The 15,724-nt window shown below is 70.4% G+C and carries 14 protein-coding genes; 4 read left to right on the forward strand and 10 right to left on the reverse strand.

Annotation, left to right across the window (positions count from 1 at the left end; all coding sequences use genetic code 11):
* Window positions 1-21: 21 nt before the first annotated feature.
* The 4 genes from AB0J16_RS13555 to mraZ all read right to left on the reverse strand — a co-directional run bounded on the left by AB0J16_RS13555 (window position 22) and on the right by mraZ (window position 4,562).
* Window positions 22-2,445: a penicillin-binding transpeptidase domain-containing protein gene (locus tag AB0J16_RS13555; protein WP_358538229.1), complete on the reverse strand. Its 2,424-nt coding sequence runs from the start codon at window positions 2,443-2,445 to the stop codon at window positions 22-24.
* Window positions 2,442-2,960: a hypothetical protein gene (locus tag AB0J16_RS13560; RefSeq protein WP_358538231.1), complete on the reverse strand. Its 519-nt coding sequence runs from the start codon at window positions 2,958-2,960 to the stop codon at window positions 2,442-2,444. Before AB0J16_RS13560 ends, AB0J16_RS13555 begins: the two co-directional genes overlap by 4 nt.
* A complete protein-coding gene (gene rsmH, locus AB0J16_RS13565) occupies window positions 2,944-3,915 on the reverse strand; it encodes a 16S rRNA (cytosine(1402)-N(4))-methyltransferase RsmH (RefSeq protein ID WP_358538233.1) in 972 nt (323 codons plus the stop codon). Before rsmH ends, AB0J16_RS13560 begins: the two co-directional genes overlap by 17 nt.
* 215 nt (window positions 3,916-4,130) lie before the next feature.
* Window positions 4,131-4,562 carry a division/cell wall cluster transcriptional repressor MraZ gene (gene mraZ, locus AB0J16_RS13570; protein ID WP_214637671.1) on the reverse strand — a complete coding sequence of 144 codons (432 nt, stop codon included), beginning with the start codon at window positions 4,560-4,562 and terminating at the stop codon, window positions 4,131-4,133.
* Window positions 4,563-5,036: 474 nt separating this feature from the next.
* On the opposite strand from mraZ, the gene AB0J16_RS13575 reads away from it, so the two are divergent.
* The 3 genes from AB0J16_RS13575 to AB0J16_RS13585 are packed head-to-tail and all read left to right on the forward strand — an operon-like array spanning window position 5,037 to window position 9,699.
* Complete coding sequence (locus AB0J16_RS13575; protein ID WP_357639605.1) at window positions 5,037-6,014, forward strand: MoxR family ATPase; 978 nt, start codon at window positions 5,037-5,039, stop codon at window positions 6,012-6,014.
* The gene (locus tag AB0J16_RS13580; protein WP_357945380.1) at window positions 6,011-7,273 is read left to right on the forward strand and encodes a DUF58 domain-containing protein; all 1,263 of its coding nucleotides are present in this window, start codon (window positions 6,011-6,013) and stop codon (window positions 7,271-7,273) included. The genes AB0J16_RS13575 and AB0J16_RS13580 overlap by 4 nt, the downstream gene beginning before the upstream one ends.
* A complete protein-coding gene (locus AB0J16_RS13585) occupies window positions 7,270-9,699 on the forward strand; it encodes a DUF3488 and transglutaminase-like domain-containing protein (RefSeq protein WP_358538235.1) in 2,430 nt (809 codons plus the stop codon). Before AB0J16_RS13580 ends, AB0J16_RS13585 begins: the two co-directional genes overlap by 4 nt.
* 71 nt (window positions 9,700-9,770) lie before the next feature.
* Here the strand turns inward: AB0J16_RS13585 and AB0J16_RS13590 are convergent, their stop codons facing one another.
* From AB0J16_RS13590 to AB0J16_RS13600, 3 genes are all read right to left on the reverse strand, one after another.
* A complete protein-coding gene (locus AB0J16_RS13590; RefSeq protein ID WP_358538237.1) occupies window positions 9,771-10,166 on the reverse strand; it encodes a DUF3040 domain-containing protein in 396 nt (131 codons plus the stop codon).
* A gap of 203 nt (window positions 10,167-10,369) precedes the next feature.
* Window positions 10,370-11,611 carry a DNA polymerase IV gene (dinB, locus tag AB0J16_RS13595; RefSeq protein WP_358538239.1) on the reverse strand — a complete coding sequence of 414 codons (1,242 nt, stop codon included), beginning with the start codon at window positions 11,609-11,611 and terminating at the stop codon, window positions 10,370-10,372.
* 42 nt (window positions 11,612-11,653) lie between these two features.
* On the reverse strand, window positions 11,654-12,373 hold the full coding sequence (locus AB0J16_RS13600; protein WP_358538242.1) for a methyltransferase domain-containing protein: 720 nt from the start codon (window positions 12,371-12,373) through the stop codon (window positions 11,654-11,656).
* Window positions 12,374-12,668: 295 nt separating this feature from the next.
* Between AB0J16_RS13600 and AB0J16_RS13605 the strand changes: the two genes are divergently transcribed.
* Window positions 12,669-13,349, forward strand: coding sequence for a hypothetical protein (locus tag AB0J16_RS13605; protein WP_358538244.1), 681 nt, complete (start codon window positions 12,669-12,671; stop codon window positions 13,347-13,349).
* Window positions 13,350-13,676: 327 nt separating this feature from the next.
* Here the strand turns inward: AB0J16_RS13605 and nusB are convergent, their stop codons facing one another.
* From nusB to AB0J16_RS13620, 3 genes are read right to left on the reverse strand one after another with little or no spacing between them, the layout of a single operon-like run.
* A complete protein-coding gene (gene nusB, locus AB0J16_RS13610; RefSeq protein ID WP_225291799.1) occupies window positions 13,677-14,087 on the reverse strand; it encodes a transcription antitermination factor NusB in 411 nt (136 codons plus the stop codon).
* Between the two features lies 1 nt (window position 14,088).
* Entirely contained in the window at window positions 14,089-14,649 is a 561-nt protein-coding gene (efp, locus tag AB0J16_RS13615) for an elongation factor P (protein ID WP_357639628.1), read from the reverse strand.
* A 24-nt stretch (window positions 14,650-14,673) separates the two neighbouring features.
* Window positions 14,674-15,723, reverse strand: coding sequence for a Xaa-Pro peptidase family protein (locus AB0J16_RS13620; RefSeq protein ID WP_358538247.1), 1,050 nt, complete (start codon window positions 15,721-15,723; stop codon window positions 14,674-14,676).
* Window position 15,724 lies beyond the last annotated feature (1 nt).

Consider the following 15,724-nt stretch of genomic DNA (forward strand, 5'->3'; position numbering starts at 1 on the left):
GCCGCAGCGTACCTTCCCTGGTCACTGTCCCGCGCGCGTCCGCACCGTGGGTGCGGCCGAGCCGGTCGGCGGAATCTTCTTGCTCTTGATGGCGAACGTCATCACGTCCTTGAAAACAGGGGCCGCGACCTGGCCCCCGAAGTGGTCCTTCGTGGGATTCTGCAGCACGGACAGCACGACCAGCCGCGGCGCGTCGGCGGGGGCGAATCCGGCGAACGACGCCGTGTAGCCGTCATAGCGGCCGAGCTGCGCGTCGTAGCGGTTGGCGGTGCCGGTCTTGCCCGCCACCCGGTATCCCGGGATGGCGGCCAGCTCGCCGGTGCCCTCGGCGCTCACCGCGGTCTCCAGCATGGTGGTGATCTCCTTGGCGGTCTTGTCGCTGACCACCCTGGTCTCCTTACCAGGAGCGGACGGTACGAACCTGCCCGACTCGTCCGTCGTGCCCGCGACGATCTGCGGCTCGATCTTGACGCCGCCGTTGGCGATGGTCTGGTAGACGCTGGCCATCTGCAGCGCGGTCACGGACACGCCCTGCCCGTAGGCGATCGTGCAGCTCTGGCTGCCCGACCAGTTCTTGTAGTTGGGCAGCAGGCCGGCCTCCGCGTTGGGCACGCCGCCGCCCGGCCGCGCGCCGAAGCCGAAGCTCTTCAGCATCTCGTAGAGGCGCTGGCTGCCGACCTTGCGCGCGGCCATGATGGTGGCCACGTTGCTGGACTCGGCCACGGCCTGGCGGTAGGTCATCGGCTCCGGCTTGTGCGGGTGCGCGTCGTGCAGCACCCGGTCCGCGCACCTGATGTTGTCCTTGACCTGGAAGACCGTGTCGGGCGACACCACGCCGGCCTCCAGGGTGGCGGCGGCGGTGATCACCTTGTTGGTGCTGCCCGGCTCGAAGACCTCGGAGGCGGCCCGGTTGACGTAGAGGGCCGCAGGGCCCTTGCGCCAGTTGTTCAGGTCGAGCTCGGGGGCGTTGGCCATGGCGATGATCTGCCCGTTGCGCACGTCCATGACGATGACCGTGCCGCTGCTCGCGCCGGAGTCGCTCACCTGCTTGGCCACCGCCTGCTGGGCGGCCCACTGGATGTCGCGGTCGATGGTCAGCCGCACGTCGCGGCCGTCGACCGGGACCGTGCGCTGGCTGCTGGTCATGGGGATGCGCTGGCCGTCGCGACCGGTCTCGACGCGCTGCTGGCCGTCGCGCCCCTTCAGCAGGGTGTCGCGCGCCTGTTCCATGCCGCCCAGCCCGCTCTGCTCGTCGCCGACGAACCCGATCAGGCTGCCCGCCAGGTCACCGCCCGGGTAGACGCGGCGGTAGGTCTTCTTCGTGGTCATCGCGGGCACTTCCGCCTTGAGCAGGCGGCTGGCCACGAGCGGATCGGCGTCCCTGGCCAGGAGCTGGTATTGGGTGTTCGTCTTGGCGAGCTTGGCGGCTATCTCCTCCTGGGGCCGGCCGAGCTGGGCGGCGAGCACGGCGGTGATCTTCGGCCGTACCTCATCCTTGATCTTGCTGGGGTCGATGGCGATCTCGCGGGCCTCGACGGTGACGGCCAGCGCGTGACCGTTGACGTCGGTGATGGACCCGCGCTTGGCCGGGATCTCCTCGGTCTGCGTGCGCTGGCCCACGGCCCGCGCCTCGTAGACCTTGGAGTCGAGGCCCTGCATCTGGACGAGCCGGCCGCCGAAGATCGACAGGATGAACGTCATGCCGATCAGGCCGATGTTGATGCGCCTGCGCGGGTTGCCCAGGCGCAGCACGGGCGACGGCTTGGGCGGGCGCGGGGGCGCCGGGGGCCTGCGGGGCGGCCCCTCGCCGCCGCGCCGCGCGGGGGGCTGCACGCGCGTGTGCTCGTCGTCGCGGGTACGGCGAAGCCTGCCGCCGTCGCCGGGAGCCTCGTCGCGGGCCCGGCGCACGTCACGGGGGACCTCTTCGCGGGTACGGCGGAGCGGCCCGTCGTCCTGGCGGGCCCGGGAGCGCTCGTCCCTGGCCGGGGGGATGCGATCCCTGGGGCGTTCGGCCTCCGGGCGCGGGCGTACGGAACGCTGGCGGGCACGCTCCTTGGCGGCGTCGTCCCCGTCCTGCCGGGAACGGCCCTTCGGCCCGTCGCCACCCTGCCGAGGCCGGGCACGCGGGCCCTCGCGGTCGTCCTCGCGAGAGCGGCCGCGGGGCCCGTCAGCCGGGTCCTGCGGGCGTCGGGCCCCGCGGTCGTCTCCGTCGTCGCGGCCTTCGTCCCTGACGAACGGACCGAACGGGAGGTCGAGCGGGTCCGGCCGCTTTCTCGGCTCCTTGGGTGGATCATCGGGCCGGCCCGCCCCCTCCGAGCGAGCCGACCCCGCTTGCCGCCCCTGCCGCCCCGGCCCGCCGGGGGTACGGCGAGAGGCGCCGGGCCCTCCCTGGGAACCGGCGCCGCCGCGGCCGGGACCCTGCCCCCTGCCGCCTGTGTCTCTCACCGTCCCTGGTCCACCTGGCTGGTGTCGGCGCCCGCCTCGGTCAGCACGTTGGGCTTGTCCCAGTCACGGTGCTGACCCTGCATCTCGGCCTGGTCGGCGACCGGGCCGGGACCCATGTTCGTCTCGTTGACGAGCTTGGCGTCCTCGTTGGCCTGCCGTGCCACCTCGATCTCTTTGCGCAGGTTGGCCGCGGTGTTGGAGTCCTGCGCGAGAACGACGTTGAGCAGCAGCAGGCTCATCAGGCCGCCGCACATCAGCCCGACGACGAGCAGCACGAACGGGGCCCGCTGGCGCCCCCGCGACGGGCGTCGCTTGAGCGCCGGGCGCGCCCGGTCCTGGCCCGCCGATGTCCCGCCGGGACCGGTCGTCTCGGGACCGTCGGGGCGCGAACGCGGGATGGGCTTGGACTGGTGAGGCACGCCGGGCCTGCGCGGGCCGGTCTTGGGCGCCGTCTTCTGCGGGACGCCGCGGACGGCCGCGCCCCGCCTGCTCTCCTGCTCAGTCCTGGTGGTCAACACGGATCCTCTCTGCCGCCCGTAGCCGGGCCGAGGTCGCCCGCGGGTTGCGGGCCAACTCTTCTTCACTTGGGAGCTCGGCTCCCCTCGTCACCAGGCGGAACCGCGGCTGATGAGCCGGCAGCGGGACGGGCAACCCAGGGGGGCCGGTGTCCTTGGTTCGCGCCGCGAGGACCTGCTTGGTGAGCCGGTCCTCCAGGGAGTGGTAGGAGAGCACGACGACTCGCCCACCGAGCACCAGCGCGTCGAGCGCCGCGGGCAGCGCCACCTCCAGGGCGGCGAGCTCCGCGTTGACCTCGATGCGCAGCGCCTGGAAAGTTCTCTTGGCGGGGTTGCCCCCTGTGCGCCGAGTGGCGGCTGGAATCGCCTGACGAACGATCTCCGCCAACCGCTTAGTCGACGTTATGGGGTCCTTGGCCCTTTCCTGGAGAATTAGGCGCGCGACACGCGGTGCGAACCGTTCCTCTCCGTAATCGCGGAGGATGCGGGTTAGCTCCGCGGCCGAGTAGGTATTGACCACCTTCTCCGCTGTGAGCTCTTGATCCGTATCCATCCGCATGTCGAGCGGAGCGTCATAGGAATAGGCGAATCCGCGTTCGGCCTCGTCCAGTTGCGGCGAGGACACCCCCAGGTCGAACAGCACCCCGTCGACGGTGGCGTGGCCCGCGCGGGCGAGCACGTCGGCCAGTTCGTCGGACGAGGCGTGGACCAGCGTGGTCCGGTCGGCGTAGGGGGCGAGCCTGCGCGTGGAGAACTCGATCGCGAACGGGTCGCGGTCGATGCCGATCAGGTGCAGAGACGGATGAGCGGCGAGCAGGGCCTCCGAGTGGCCACCGAGGCCGAGGTTGGCGTCGACGACGACGGGCTCCTGGCCGGTCAGCGCCGGAGCCAAGAGCTCCAGAACGCGGTCGAGCATGACCGGAACGTGACCGCCCGTGCCTGCGTTGTCGTACATCTCCAACCCCCCTCTCGCGTCCTTGCTCGCGGATGACGCGTCCGGACGATCATCGGCCCACCTGGCCCCCACCCGGCGCCGTCCGGCCAGGTCCCCATCCGCACCCTCTTCGTGGACGCCTGCCATCTGACACCGGGGAAGGTGCATCAGCTGGCCGGCAGTGGTTGCGGGTGGAGACCTCGCCGAACGACATCTCCGACGGATCGACCGTGGCTCTACAGAATCCCTGGCAGCACCTCCTCCGACAGATCGGCGAACGCCTGCTCCTGCGCGTCGAGATAGGTGTCCCAGGCTTGGGCGTCCCAGATCTCCAACCGGGTGTTGGCCCCGATGACCGCGCAGTCACGCACGAGGCCCGCGTATTGGCGCAGGCTCTGCGGGATCGTGATGCGCCCCTGCTTGTCAGGCGTCTCGTCGGACGCGCTGGCGAAGAAGACGCGGCTGTAGTCGCGCACCGCCTTGGCGGTGACCGGGGCGGTGCTGAGAGCCTCGGTAATGCGCTGGAACTCCTCTACGGGAAAGACGTAGAGGCATCGCTCCTGGCCTTTGGTGATCACAAGACCCTCCGCCAGCTCCTCACGGTACTTAGCCGGCAGGAACAGCCGTCCCTTGTCGTCCAGACGCGGCTGATGGGTGCCGAGGAACATCGGCCCCACCTCCCGTGCCTAGCGAAGCGCTCAGCGCTGGCGCACCGGGCCCTCCACTGCGCACCACCATACTCCACTTCTCCCCACCGTCAACTGATTCCCAGCCGCTTCGCCACTAGATCGCCGCGCGTTAGTGCAGGTCAGAGCCATGCCGTCGGGTGGGGGGCGGTGGGGCGCGACCCAACCCTCATGGGCGTGTCGAGGGTTGGAATGACCATGGAATTAGCGGATCAAGCGCTTCACGAAGCGCCGCGTGGTGGAAAGTGGAGCGCATCGCGAGGGCCACTGTCACGGGATTCGCACCCGTATGGCACAAGAACCACAACTGGGGGCAGGTTCTCTGGAATATCGGTAAAAGTCGCCCAAGAACCCCCAGCGTCGTAGGGTCGTACACACAATGGAAAAGGAATGGCATGGCTCCCGCAATCACGCCCTGGCACGCGGGACTGCCGTAGCACTTCTCATGGAGGCCTGGTGGCAGTAACCCATGACGTCCCTAGCCGGCTCGACGAGCTGGTCTCCACCGCGCACCGGATTCGGCAGGCGATCGAGTCGGTGATCGAGGGCAAAGGGGACGCCGTCCGCCTCACCCTGACTGTCCTGCTGGCCGAAGGCCACCTGCTGATCGAGGACGTGCCCGGAGTCGGCAAGACCATGCTGGCCAAGGCACTGGCCAGGTCCATCGACTGTCCGGTCCGGCGCATCCAGTTCACGCCGGACCTGCTGCCCAGCGACATCACCGGTGTGAGCGCCTACAACCAGCAGACCCGGGAGTTCGAGTTCAAGCCGGGGCCGGTGTTCGCCAACATCGTGGTGGGCGACGAGATCAACCGGGCTTCGCCCAAGACGCAGTCGGCGCTGCTGGAGTGCATGGAGGAGCGCCAGGTCACGGTCGACGGAGTGACCTACCCGCTCGACGCGCCCTTCATGGTGATCGCCACGCAGAACCCGATCGAGATGGAGGGCACCTATCCCCTCCCGGAGGCGCAGCGCGACCGTTTCACCGCCCGCGTCGCGATGGGCTACCCGGAGCCCTCGGCCGAGCTGGAGATGCTCGACGTGCACGGCGGCACCCCGCCACTGGACAAGCTGCAGCCGGTCGCCACGACCGCCGAGGTGCGCGCGCTGATCGAGGCGGTCCGCGGCGTGTACGTCTCGCAGCCGGTCAAGAAGTACGCCATCGACCTCGCCGTCGCCACCCGCCACTCCCCCGACCTGCGGCTGGGCGCCTCGCCGCGCTCGACATTGCAGCTGGTCAGGGCGGCCAGGGCCAACGCGGCGCTGTCCGGGCGCGACTACGTCATCCCCGACGACCTGCAGGAGCTGGCCGTGCCGGTGCTCGCGCACCGGCTGCTGCCCAGCGTCGAGGCCCAGGGACAGCGCCGCCTGCCCGAGCAGGTGGTGACCGAGCTGGTCAGGCGCGTGCCCGTGCCGGAGACGCGAGCGTCGTGAGAGACGGGCTGCGGGCGCTGACTTCCCGGGGACGCTCGTTCCTGGCCTCCGGGGTGGCCGCCATGTTGATGGCCTTCCTCCTGGGCGAGAACGACCTGTTCAGGATCGGGGTCCTGGTGACGGCGCTGCCGCTGCTGGCCGCGATGGTGGTGGCGCGCACCCGCTACCGGCTGAGCTGCGCGCGGCGCCTGGACCCGGCCAGGGCGGAGGTGGGCGGTGAGGCGACCGTGACGCTGCGCCTGGAGAACGTCACCCGGCTGCCCACCGGGCTGCTGCTCATCGAGGACACCGTGCCGTACGCGCTGGGCGTGCGGCCCCGGTTCGTGCTGGACCGGGTGGAGTCGCGCGGGATCCGGGAGATCGACTACCGGGTCCGCTCCGACCTGCGCGGCCGCTACACGATCGGCCCGCTGTCCGTGCGCATCACCGACCCGTTCGGGCTGGTGGAGCTCACCCGGGGGTTCACCATCAGCGACACGCTGGTGGTGACGCCGCAGGTGGTGGCGCTGCCCCACGTACGGCTGTCGGGTGAGTGGACCGGGGGCGGCGACAGCCGTACCAGGAGTGTGGCGGCGGCCGGCGACGACGACGTGGCGCCGCGCGAGTACCGGCAGGGCGACGACCTGCGGCGGGTGCACTGGCGCTCCACCGCCCGCCACGGCGAGCTGATGGTGCGGCGCGAGGAGCAGCAGTGGCAGAGCCGCGGCGCGCTGCTGCTCGACACGCGCCGCTACGCCCACCGCGGCGAGGGCCCGCGTTCCTCCTTCGAGGTGGCGGTCTCGGCCGCGGCCTCCATCGGCGTGCATCTCGCCCATGAGGGCCTCGGCCTGAGACTGGTGACCGACCAGGGCGCCGAGCACCTGACCGACACCGGGTTGAGCTGGTCGCTGCTCGACACCCTCGCGGTGGTACGGAACAGCCCCGCCCGCTCGCTGGAGCTGGGCGTGTCCGCGCTGCGTCAGGGCGGCGGCGACGGGCTGATCGTGGCCGTGCTCGGCTCGCTGGACCCGGAGGAGGCCAGGGAGCTGGCCAGGCTCAGGCACAGCGGCATCACCGGCGTGGCCGTACTCCTCGACGTGGGCACGTGGGACGGCGGCGAGCCGGGCTCCACGGAGAACTACCAGGCGGTGCAGGCGGTCCTCGCCGGTTACGGGTGGCGCATCGTGCGGCTGCCCGCCGGCGTGCCGATCGCCTCGGTCTGGCAGGACGCCGCCAACCGCGGCAGGTACGCGCTCAACTCGGCAGGAGGTGCGGCATGAGGCTGTCGATCGCCTCGGCGGTGGCCACGTTCTGCGCGGCCGTCCTGCTCTATCCGCTCTTCCAGGGCGGCTCCTGGTTCTGGGCGTCGCTGGGGGCGGTGCTCGCGGTGATGTGCGGTGGCCTGGTGAGCGGGCGGCTGTCGCTGCCCGCGTGGGCGGCGGCGCTGGTGAGCGTGGCCGCGCTGTGGATCTATCTGACCATGGCCTTCGCCTCCGACAAGGCGTGGGCCTGGGTGGTGCCGACCAAGGGGTCGGTGCTGGAACTGGCCAAGCTGCTGGGCACCGGCTGGGCCGACATCCAGCGCTTCGCCGCGCCGGTGCCCGCCACCGAGGGCATAGCGCTGCTGACGACCGGCGGCGTGGGGCTCATCGCGCTCATGGTGGACCTGTTCGCCGCGCGGTTGCGGCGGGCGGCGCTGGCGGGGCTGCCGATGCTGGCGCTGGCCACGGTGCCAGCCACGATCCTGCCGGATCCGATCAGCTGGCCCGCGTTCATCATCGCCGCTCTCGGCTTCACCGGTCTGCTGATCGCCGACGGCCGCGAACGCGTCGGCCACTGGGGACGCGCGGTGCTGGTCAGGCGGACCCGCGCCGCCACCTCACCGGTGCCGGGCGCCGAGCGCGAGACGGCCGACACCCGGGGGCTGCGCCTGTCGGGCAAGCGCATCGGGTTCGCCGCGATCGCGCTGGCGGTCCTGGTGCCCGCGGCGCTGCCGGCGATGGAGCCGGTGTCGTTCTTCACCTTCGGGGTGGGCGGTAACGGGTCGGGCAGGGGCAATTCGATCAGCATCCCGAATCCCATCGCCGGTCTGAAGGGCCAGCTGGAGCTGCCGGAGCGGCGCGTCGTCCTGTCGTACACCAACACCGATGACAAGCCCCGCTACCTGCGGATCTACTCGCTCGACACCTTCGACGGCGAGCAGTTCGGCATGACGGAGCCGAAAGGCTCACCGGACAACAGGACGGAGAACGGCCCGCTGCCCGCTCCGCCCGGCCTGTCACCGGCGACCAAGGTCTCGAACGTGACGACCAAGATCCAGCTCAGTGACGAGATCGAGCGGCTGTCGTTCCTGCCCCTGCCGTACCCGCCGCGGCAGATCAACATCGACGGCGACTGGCGCGCGGACACCACCACCCTGATGGTCTTCTCCACCAGGGACGAGGCCGCCGGACTCGGCTACGAGGTCTTGACCACCGAGCCAGCGGTGACCGGCGACCTGCTCGAAGCGCTGCCGCAGGCCAGGGCCTCGGCGAGCGACCCGCGTTACCTCAAGCTGCCCGACAACCTGCCCCCGGAGATCAGGGACCTGGCGGCCAAGGTGACGGCGAACGCCCGGAGCAGCTACGAGGCCGCGGTGAAAATCCAGGAGTTCTTCACCAAGACCGGTGACTTCACCTACAGCCTCAAGACGCAGGGCTCCGGCAACTCCGCGCTGAAGGACTTCCTGCTGCGCAGCAGGGCCGGTTACTGCGAGCAGTTCGCCGCGTCGATGGCGGTGCTGGCCAGGCTGGTGGGCATCCCGGCCAGGGTGGCGATCGGCTACACGGGCGGCACGAAGGACGGCGACAGGTGGACGGTCGGCACCAACGACTCCCACTCGTGGCCGGAGCTGTACTTCGACGGCGTGGGCTGGCTGCCGTTCGAGCCCACTCCGACGGGCTCGCTCGGCCAGGGCAGCGCCCGGGTGCCCGCCTACACGCAGCCGCTCCCCCGTTCCACGAGCGACAACTCCACGCCGACGCCCGGGGCGACCAGCACGTCCGACGACTCGCCGCTCGGCCCGCAGAACCGGAACAACCCCCGCGCGCTCGACCGCGAGGCCACCATCGCCGACAGCGGGCTGCCGGTGGACGACTCGATGCCGCTGATCGGCAAGATCGGCATCGGCGCGGGCGTGCTCCTGCTCATCCTGCTGATCCCGGCCGGGATACGGCTGATCACCAGGAGCAGGCGGGTCCGCGCGCTGGGCTGGAAGGTGTCCGAGCCGTCTGACGAGATGACGGCCAGGGTCGCGGCGGGCAGCCACCCGGCCGTGGCGGCCGCCTGGGCGGAGCTGGACGACGTGCTGTTCGACTACGGAATGGCCCGCGAGCCCAGCGAGACGCCCCGGGCGCTGGCGCGGCGGCTGACCGAGCGCTATGAGTTCGGGGCCGAGCCGGCCGCGTCCATCGCGGCGATCGCCTCGGCGGTCGAGCGGGCGTTGTTCGCGCGGGACGCCGGAGAGATCGCGCCGATGAGGAAGGACCTTCGCAAGGTACGGCAGGCGCTGGCGGCCACGGTGTCGCGCTGGAGGCGGGTGCGGGCCCTGCTGCTGCCTCCGTCGACGCTACGGCGGCTGCGTCAGATGGGCGAGGGTGTGCTCGACGGCTTCGACCGGCTGGAGAACATCAGGTGGCGGCGGACGGCGGCCCACAAGGGCTCGTGAACGTCCGAATCGACCGTGCGGTCGTCCCCTTCCGGGGGCGGCCGCACGGTCGTCTGGAGGTCGTCCGGCGCTCAGCGCTCGTCGTGACGACGGCGCCAGCGCTCCTCCATGCGCTCCATGAAGCTGCCTCGGTTGCCCCGGCGGGCCGGCTTGCCCGAGACGGAGGCACCAGAGGCGGGCGCGGCGTCGCCGAACCCGTTCATGCGTTTCCAGCTGGACAGACCCCACAGACACGCGGCGAGCATGACCACGAAACCGCCGACGCCGAGGGGGATCATATTGATCACTACGCCGACCATCAGCAGGACGACGCCGAGCGCAAAGCCGATGGAGGCCTTGATGAGGCGACGTTTGTAATGGCTGCGCGGGTCACTGATCCTTACGGTGTTGGCCCACTTCGGGTCCTCGGCGTAGAGGGCCTGCTCGATCTGGTCGAGCAAGCGCTGCTCGTGGTCAGAGAGCGGCACGGCGCCTCCCAAGGACGGCCCCAGGACGGGGAAGACGGCAACGGACGACACGGGGTGTCCGAACCTCGCGGTCGGTTATCCCCAGAATACGAGGCCGGAGACGTAGGCGAAAGCGAACGCCCAACGCAGACCAAACCGGAGGTGACGTCATGACTCCATTGTGGGTCATCCAGCGCCCCTCCTCAGAAATCGTGACATCGACGTCATGCCTCCATTTCATCAAGTCTGCCGCGTACAAGCGACGCCGGGAGCACCGCATCGGGACCAAATCTCCGGATTGCTCGATCCATCGCCTGTTCGGCCTCCCGCCAGCCGGTCTCCCGCTCGCCCAGACCGAGCTGGCGGGAGGATGAATCGGCGGGGCGCAGGTTTTCCATCCTCACCCCGACCAGGCGCAGCCGCACCCGCTCGAGCCCGGCGGCCTCGAAGAGCTCGCAGGCGGTCGTGTAGATCTCCTGGGCCACGTCGGTCGGCTCTCTGAGGGTCTTGGACCGGTTGATCGTGGAGAAGTCGGCTCGGCGGAGCTTCACGCTCACTGTCCTGCCCACGTGACCGGCCTTACGCATCCGGGCGGCCACTCGCTCGGACAGGCGCAGCAGTTCGCGTTTGATCACTTCGGGATCGTCGACGTCGGCCGCGAAGGTCTCCTCGTTGCCGATGCTCTTGTCGGGCACGTGCGCGGTCACCGGGCGCTCGTCGCGCCCCCATGCCAGCGCGGCCAGATGGCCCCCCACGGCCTGGCCCAGCTCGCGCCGCAGGGTGTTGACGGGGACCTTGGCCAGATCGCCGACCGTGCGGATGCCGAGGCGCGTCAGGGACTGCTCCGTGCGCTCACCAACGCCCCACAGGGCCGAGACGGGCAGCGGGTGGAGGAAATCCACCACCTCGCCCTCAGGCACCACCAGGAGGCCGTCTGGCTTGCACTGCTTCGAGGCGAGCTTGGCCACGAACTTGCTGCTCGCCACCCCCACCGAACACGTGATGCCGTAGCGCTCCAGCACCTGGGCCCTGATCATCGCGGCGATCGCGGCGGGCGGGCCCAGCCGGCGCCGGGCGCCGCCGACGTCGAGGAACGCCTCGTCGGAGGCGATCGGCTCGACCATCGGGGTGATCGCGTGGAAGATCTCCATGACCCCCTTGGAGACCTCGGAGTATTTGCCGTGGCTGGGCGGGATGATGGTGGCCTGGGGGCACATCCGGCGCGCCCTGCTCATCGGCATCGCCGAGTGCACGCCGTAGGCCCTGGCCTCGTAGGTGGCGCTGAGCACCACGCCGCGCCCGGCCGGCGAGCCGACGATCACCGGGCGCCCTCGCAGCTCCGGGCGGTCGAGCAGCTCGACGCTGGCGAAGAAGGCGTCCATGTCGACGTGCAGGATCGGGCAGCCGCCGTCATCGGCCCCGGTCTGAGGAGCGGGGCCGATGCCCGTGATCTGCTTGCGAGACACGCCACCATTCTATCCGAACACGTGTTCCATGGTAGGGGCAGGTCAGCCGCGATGGCCCAGGACGTGGAGCTGCGTGGCGATGTCACGCAGCACGGGATGGACGGCGGCGGCCTGTTCGAGCGCCACGAGGGCCTCGGCGGCGCCCGGCTCGCCGTCGACCAGCCTGCTGGGCACCAGGTCGGCGAACACCCGCACGCCGTGCACCTCTCCGACCGTGAACCCGGTCGCGGCCAGCAGCTGGGCGAGCGTCTCCGCGGTGTAGCGGCGCGGGGTGGGGTCGCGGTCGCCCCAGCTGCCCCTCGGGTCGCTCAGCACGGCCCTGGCCTCGTCGAACTGGCCCGCGAGCGCCCGGTGGATGGCGCTGGAGACCGGATTGGCGGCCAGCACGCTGACCGCGCCGCCCGCGCGCAGCACCCCGGCGACGGCCGTGAGGGCGCTGATCGGGTCTTCGACGTATTCGAGCACGCTGTGGCAGATGACCAGATCGGCGCTGTCGTGGTCGAGCAGGTCGCCCAGGTCGGCGGCGTCGCCCTGCAGGGCGCGCACGCTCACGCCCTTCTCCTTGGCCCGGCGCTCCAGCGCGGCCAGCGAGTCGGGGCTCGGGTCGACCACGGTGACCGTGTGGCCCAGCTCGGCCAGCGGCACCGCGAACCCGCCGGTCCCGCCGCCGGCGTCGACGATGTCGAGACCGTCGCGCCCCGTGGCGGCCGCCCGCTCGGCCAGCACCGCCCGCAGCGCCGCCCAGACGACGGCGGTCCGCACCGCCGGAGTCCTCGTCACGCCCGCGGTACGCCCTTCAGAACGCAACCTCGGCTCGCCTCCCTCTGCTCCACGAACCTATGTCGCCCGACCCATGCCGCTGAAGCCCTGTCCCATAAAGCTCCCGCCCCAGCCTACGCGGTGTGGGAGATCGCCCGCTCCGCCTCCTCGCTTCCAGGCTCGCTTCCAGAATCATCGAAGCGCCCTCGCCGGTGCCGCCCGGTGCGATGGACTTGCCGCCGACGATCTATGCACAGAGGGACATATGAGGATTTTTCGGTATATTGCGCTGGCAGTGGTGGCCCTGGGGCTCCTGCCGTTCGTACCGGCCCAGGCGGAGACGGCGGGTGAGGTCTACGGCGCGTACTCGCGGATGATGTCGCGCAGCGCCGGCCAGTTCTGGGCCGACGGCAGGGCCGCCGGGCAGTGGGCCTGGAAGCCGCTCTCGGACACCACGTCGGAGATCAGCTGGGGCGATCCCGCCAAGTGGCCGCCGAGCTACGCGGAGAAGTTCGTTCACGACGGTGACTGGGTCATGCTCGACGGCTGGCGCGACAACGGCACCTACTACCGCGTGCGGGTCACCAAGGAGCAGATCGGCGACGCCAAGTGCGACGATCTGCGCACCCTGGCCACCAGCGGCCGGCAGCACTACGTGAAGTGGGACATCCCCGGCCAGGCGTACTGCCTCAAGGCCTGGGGCACCATCACCGAGGAGTCCTCGGGCAAGGTCGTCGACTTCGGCCACACGCAGATCTGGTCGCCGCCCGCGCCCTGCTCCAACGCCAAGTACGGGCGGAAGACCTGCGTCAAGCAGTGGGAGTCCTGGTGGGACAACCAGGGCGCGCCCGGCCAGCCGATCACCAGGAAGCTGGAGCGCGACCAGTTCATCGCCCGGGGCATCGGCATGGCCTTCGCCATCCAGCAGTATTTCCCCAAGACGTGGCGGGCCGAGGCGCACTCCGACTGGACCTGGTAGGACGCTGGTGCCCCGCCGGCTGGGATGGGCCGGCGGGGCCTTTTGTGGGGCGTCGGCGCCCATGGCCGGCGCTGTCTTCCTGGCTCGGGACGGGACCGGGGCGGGTGGGCTCCTGGCCGAGCCGCACGGTCAACCATGCGCCCGGCGGGCGTCGAACGGTTGACCGTGCGGCATACACGTCCCTCGCCTAGCGCAAGCCGTGCAGGCCGCGTATGTGGAACGTACCTCGCGAACATGGACGGACTTCGGATCAGAAGTAGGAACTTCTTCTACTCGGTGGGGCCGGTATCCGCCGGGGGTAGAACCCGATGCATCCGAAGAGGCTGCCTAAAGGGTGATACTTGGCTTCAGCTGCTTGAAGCGGGCCAGCAGCCCGTTCACGAACTGGGGCGACTCATCCGTCGACAGCTCGCCCGCCAGGTGCACCCACTCGCTGATGACCACGCCCTCGGGGACGCCGGGCATCCACAGGAGCTCATAGGTGCCGCCCCGCAGCAGGTTGCGATCGACGGCGGGCATGCGGTCGAGGGTCCAGCCCTCGGAGTAGGTGGTGATCAGCTCGTCGATGCGGGCCTGGTGACGGGCCACGCCCTCGACGATGGTCGAGGTGTATTCGTTGACCGGGGGCTCCTGCCGTTCGACCCGCTCGGCGAGGATCCGCAGTGGATCCTCGCCGCGCAGCTCGGACTCGAAGAGGATGTCGAGCGCACGCCTGCGTGCTTTGCCTCGCGCCGACACCTCAGGCCCGGCCGAGGTATTCGCCGCTGCGGGTGTCGACCTTGATCTTCTCGCCGGTGGTGATGAAGAGCGGGACCTTGACCTCGGCGCCGGTCTCCAGGGTGGCGGGCTTGGTGCCGCCGGTGGAGCGGTCGCCCTGCAGGCCCGGCTCGGTGTTGGAGATGATCAGCTCGACCGCCGCGGGCAGATCGATGTAGAGCGCGGAGCCCTCGTTGAAGGCGATCGTGGCCAGGGTGTTCTCGAGCATGTAGTTAGCGGCGGTGCCGACCGTGCCGGAGGGCACGTTGACCATGTCGTAGGTCTCGGTGTCCATGAAGACGAAGTCGTCGCCGTCCTTGTAGGAATATTGCATCTCGCGCTTGTCGACGTTGGCCACGTCGACCTTCACGCCGGCGTTGAAGGTCTTGTCGACGACCTTGCCCGAGAGCACGTTCTTGAGTTTGGTGCGGACGAACGCGCCGCCCTTGCCCGGCTTGACGTGCTGGAACTCCACAACGGCCCACAGCTCACCGCCGTCGAGCTTCAACACCATGCCGTTCTTGAGGTCGTTGGTCGTCGCCACTCGTATTCTCCCGCGTGTGGCCGCTCAAAGGACGAGCAGCTCCTTGGTCGTCTTCGTGAGGAGTTCCGGCCCGCCCGTGCGTGTCACAAGGGTGTCCTCGATGCGAACACCGCCCCGGTCCGGGAGATAGATCCCCGGCTCGACGGTGACAGGAACTCGATCCTCAAGTCTACCGGTCCTCAACGGGCCCAGGAACGGGTCCTCGTGGATCTCCAGCCCGACGCCGTGGCCGAGGCCGTGCCTGAAGTGGCCGCCGTGACCCGCCGCCTCGATGACCGAGCGGGCGGCCGCGTCCACCTCCTTGGCCGTCGCGCCCGGCGCCAGCGCCTGGCTGCCCGCGCGCTGCGCCTCGGCGACCAGGTCGTAGATCTCCCGCTGCCAGGCGGCCGGGCCGCCCAGGGCGACCGTACGCGTCATGTCGGCGTGGTAGCCCTGGTAGCAGGCGCCGAAGTCCACGGTGACCAGGTCGCCCGTGCGCAGCTCCCTGCCGGTGGGCGCGTGGTGCGGGATGGCGCCGTTCTCGCCCGCCGCGACGATGGTGGCGAAGGCCGGTCCGTCGGCGCCCAGCTCGATCATGCGGGCTTCAAGGAGCCGGGCGACGTCGCGCTCGGTGACGCCGGGGCCGATGTTGCCCATCACGTCGGCGAGTGCCTGGTCGCTGATCGCGCAGGCCGTACGGAGGAGTTCGAGCTCGTCGTCGTCCTTGACCGCCCGCAGCACCTCCACGAGCGGCTCCAGCGGCACGGGCCCGCTCTCCAGCAGGCTGCTCAGCCGGTTGAACGTCGCCACGCTCATGCTGGCCGCCTCGATCCCGATGCCGGGCGCGGCCAGCCGGGCCGCCACGTCGGACGCCTCGACGGCCGCCACGTCCAGCCCGCGCGTCTTCTCGATGTAGCGGTTGTCGGTCACCAGCAGCGCGGAGCCGTCGGCCTTGACGAGCACCGCGGCGTTCGAGCTCTCCAGCCCGGTGAGGTAGCGCACGTTGACGCCCGAGGTGACGAGGATCGCGTCGACCTCGCGCGCGGGCAGCATTTCCGCGACCCGCGCCCGGCGTTCCGGGTAATTGACGGTCATT

Source organism: Nonomuraea sp. NPDC049750 (assembly GCF_040659625.1).
GTDB lineage: Bacteria > Actinomycetota > Actinomycetes > Streptosporangiales > Streptosporangiaceae > Nonomuraea.

What these genes read in the sequence shown, in the direction of transcription:
- rsmH (WP_358538233.1), bottom strand. Translation starts at nt 3,915, where the DNA reads ATGTACGACAACGCAGGCACGGGCGGTCACGTTCCGGTCATGCTCGAC.
- mraZ (WP_214637671.1), bottom strand. Translation starts at nt 4,562, where the DNA reads ATGTTCCTCGGCACCCATCAGCCGCGTCTGGACGACAAGGGACGGCTG.
- AB0J16_RS13585 (WP_358538235.1), top strand. Translation starts at nt 7,270, where the DNA reads ATGAGGCTGTCGATCGCCTCGGCGGTGGCCACGTTCTGCGCGGCCGTC.
- AB0J16_RS13620 (WP_358538247.1), bottom strand. Translation starts at nt 15,723, where the DNA reads ATGACCGTCAATTACCCGGAACGCCGGGCGCGGGTCGCGGAAATGCTG.